Raw genomic sequence first — 3,672 nt, forward strand, 5'->3', positions numbered from 1 at the left:
GCCGGCCACCCGCGCGAGGCCCGCGTGCTCCTCGACGCGTACGTGCGCAGCCGCACCCCGGAGGAGGCGGCCCGCTGTGCCCGCAGCGACCCCGGACGGCTCGTCCCGCTGATCGTCACCGTGGCCCGCACCGTCTCCGACGAGCGGTACCGGGACGTGCTGCACGCGCTGCGCGTCGCGGGGCTCGCCGGCTGAGCCCGCACCGTGCGGCCCGGATCCGGGTCACCCGCACGGGTGCGAAACAGAATCGAACCAGCGGGTTGGCGACGATGGTCTTGGCAAGCCTTCCGGGTGGGCTTACGTTCGTCCCTCTACGACCTGGTCTACGGGCGTAGAGGCTCAGGCAAAGGAGCGGCACATGGCCCCCGTCGTACGCGCCGCACTCGTCCAGGCCACCTGGACGGGCGACACCGAATCCATGCTCGTCAAGCACGAGGAGCACGCCCGCGAGGCGGCCCGGCAGGGCGCGCGGATCATCGGCTTCCAGGAAGTCTTCAACGCCCCCTACTTCTGCCAGGTCCAGGAGGCCGAGCACTACCGCTGGGCCGAACCCGTGCCGGACGGCCCGACCGTGACCCGGATGCGCGCACTCGCCCGCGAGACGGGCCTCGTGATCGTCGTCCCCGTCTTCGAGGTCGAGCAGTCCGGCTTCTACTTCAACACCGCGGCCGTGATCGACGCCGACGGCTCGTACCTCGGCAAGTACCGCAAGCACCACATCCCGCAGGTGAAGGGCTTCTGGGAGAAGTACTACTTCAAGCCGGGGAACCTGGGCTGGCCGGTCTTCGAGACGGCCGTCGGCAAGGTCGGCGTCTACATCTGCTACGACCGCCACTTCCCCGAGGGGTGGCGGCAGTTGGGCCTGAACGGCGCGCAGCTCGTCTACAATCCCTCGGCCACCAGCCGCGGCCTGTCCGCGTACCTGTGGCAGCTGGAGCAGCCCGCGGCGGCCGTCGCCAACGAGTACTTCGTCGCCGCGATCAACCGCGTCGGCGTGGAGGAGTACGGCGACAACGACTTCTACGGAACGTCGTACTTCGCCGACCCGCGCGGACAGCTCGTCGGAGAGGCGGCGAGCGACAAGAGCGAGGAACTCCTCGTGCGCGACCTGGACTTCGGCCTCATCGACGAGGTGCGGCAGCAGTGGGCGTTCTACCGCGACCGCCGCCCCGACGCCTACGACGGACTCGTCCAGCCGTGACGTGACCCGCTTGCGCACCGTGCCGACCGACGAAGGGACACCGCTGCCGTGATGACTCCCGACCTGCACACCCGCCACCGTGCCGCGCTGCCGGACTGGCTGGCCCTGTACTACGCCGACCCGATCGAACTCACCCACGGCGAGGGCCGCCACGTCTGGGACGCCGACGGGAACAAGTACCTCGACTTCTTCGGCGGCATCCTCACCACCATGACGGCACACGCGCTGCCCGAGGTGACCAAGGCGGTGAGCGAACAGGCGGGCCGCATCATCCACTCCTCGACGCTCTACCTGAACCGCCCGATGGTCGAACTCGCCGAACGCGTCGCCCAGTTGTCGGGCATCCCGGACGCCCGGGTCTTCTTCACCACGTCCGGCACCGAGGCCAACGACGCGGCGCTGCTGCTCGCCACCTCCCACCGCCGCTCGAACCAGATCCTCGCGATGCGCAACAGCTACCACGGCCGCTCGTTCTCCGCCGTCGGCATCACCGGCAACCAGGGCTGGTCGCCGACCAGCCTGTCGCCGCTGCAGACGCTGTACGTGCACGGCGGTGTGCGGGGCCGCGGACCCTACGCGCACCTGTCCGACGCCGAGTTCACCGAGGCCTGCGTCGCCGACCTGCGGGACATGCTCGGCCAGACGCGCGGCGACGTGGCGGCGCTCATCGCCGAGCCCGTCCAGGGCGTCGGCGGGTTCACGTCCCCGCCGGACGGCCTGTACGCGCGCTTTCGCGACGTGCTCCAGGAGCACGGCATCCTGTGGATCTCGGACGAGGTGCAGACCGGCTGGGGCCGCACCGGCGACCATTTCTGGGGCTGGCAGGCGCACGCCCAGTCCGGTCCGCCCGACATCCTGACCTTCGCCAAGGGCATCGGCAACGGCATGTCGATCGGCGGCGTGGTGGCGCGGGCCGACGTCATGAACTGCCTCGACGCCAACTCCATCTCCACCTTCGGCGGCTCCCCGATCACCATGGCGGCCGGCCTCGCCAACCTCTCCTACCTCCTGGAACACGACCTCCAGGGCAACGCGCGGCGCGTCGGCGGCCTGCTCATCGAGCGGCTGCGGGCCATCGCCGCGCAGGTGGAGGGCGTACGCGAAGTACGCGGCCGGGGCCTCATGATCGGCGTGGAGCTCGTCAAGCCCGGCACGGACCAGGCGGTCCCCGCGGCCGCGACGGCGGTCCTGGAGGCGTGCCGCGCGGGCGGCCTGCTGATCGGCAAGGGCGGCGGCCACGACACCAGCGTGCTCCGCATCGCCCCGCCGCTGTCGCTGACGGTGGCGGAGGCGGAGGAGGGCGCGGCCCTTTTGGAGCGGGCGCTGAGGACGGCTCCCTGAAGCGAGAAGGCGGCACCATGCGCACCGCGACCGGTTCCGAACACGCCCTGTCCGTACGGCAGATACTCGCCCTGGAACGCATCGCCGCGGGCGAGCCCGAGGTGGTCGCGGCGGCCGACCACCTCGACCGCCCCGTGCGCTGGGTGCACGTGGCGGAGGCCGCGGACGTGGGCGTCATGCTCAGCGGCGGCGAGATGATCCTCACCACCGGCGTGCTGCTCGCGGGGGACGTCCGCAGCCAGACCGCGTACATCGAGTCCCTGCACCGGGCCGAGGCCGCCGCCCTCGTGCTCGGCCTGGGACGCGCCTTCCCGGCCCCGCCGCAGCACATGCGGCGGGCCGCCGAGCGGCACGGGCTGCCGATGGTCGTGCTGCACCGCCCGTTCCCCTTCGCCGAGCTGACCGAGGAGGTCCAATCCCGGCTGGTGCGGCGCAAGTTCGCCGCCGTCAGCCTCTCCGAGGGCATCCGCACCGCGCTCACCGGACTCATCACGGCGGGCGCCCCGCTGCAGAACCTGCTCGACGAGGTCGCCGCGCACAGCGCCTGCCCCGTCGTCGTCACCAACCTCGCCCACCGCGTCCTCGCCACCGCGGGGGAGCGGCCCGCCGTCGACGACGTCCTGCGCGACTGGGACCGGATCGCCCGGCAGCCGGGGGGAGTCGACGGCGAGGGCTGGATGCGGGCCGACCTCGGCGGGCGCGGCGAACGCTGGGGCTCCGTCGTCCTGTGCGGGTACCGCGGCGACGGCGCGACCGGACGCCTGCTCGCCGACCGCGCCGCCGAAGCGCTCGTCCTGCACCGCATGCTGTCCGGGGCCTCCGCGGCCAGCTGGGAGGAGCAGTCCGCACAGTGCCTGCTCGCCGACCTGGTCTCCGGCGTCGCCCCCGCCCGGCACCTGCTGCCCCGGGCCAGGGCCGCCGGCCTCCCGGTCAACCGCCGCACCTTCGTCCCGCTCGTCGTACGCGACGGCGCACCCGCACAACTCGACCGCGTACTGCGCCTGTTGGGCCTGTCCGGGCTGGTCGCCGAACTCGCCGAGCACGCCACCGCCGTGCTGCTCAGCATGGCCCGCGACCAGGACGCCGCCTCGCTCGCCGTGCACTTCGCGTGCCGGCTGCGCGCCGAGACG

At 72.4% G+C, this 3,672-nt stretch carries 3 protein-coding genes and 1 pseudogene; all 4 read left to right on the forward strand.

Features of this window, described 5'->3' with window-relative positions; translation table 11 throughout:
- A pseudogene (locus G3I40_RS18735) lies at positions 1–195 on the forward strand (hypothetical protein); the annotation flags it as partial.
- A gap of 163 nt (positions 196–358) precedes the next feature.
- A complete protein-coding gene (locus G3I40_RS18740; RefSeq protein ID WP_164303286.1) occupies positions 359–1,201 on the forward strand; it encodes a nitrilase-related carbon-nitrogen hydrolase in 843 nt (280 codons plus the stop codon).
- 51 nt (positions 1,202–1,252) lie between these two features.
- On the forward strand, positions 1,253–2,542 hold the full coding sequence (locus tag G3I40_RS18745) for an aspartate aminotransferase family protein (RefSeq protein WP_164303288.1): 1,290 nt from the start codon (positions 1,253–1,255) through the stop codon (positions 2,540–2,542).
- 17 nt (positions 2,543–2,559) lie between these two features.
- On the forward strand, positions 2,560–3,672 hold a 1,113-nt coding region (locus tag G3I40_RS18750), incomplete at its 3' end, for a PucR family transcriptional regulator ligand-binding domain-containing protein (protein ID WP_164303287.1).

This window comes from Streptomyces sp. SID14478, assembly GCF_010548525.1.
Lineage (GTDB): Bacteria > Actinomycetota > Actinomycetes > Streptomycetales > Streptomycetaceae > Streptomyces.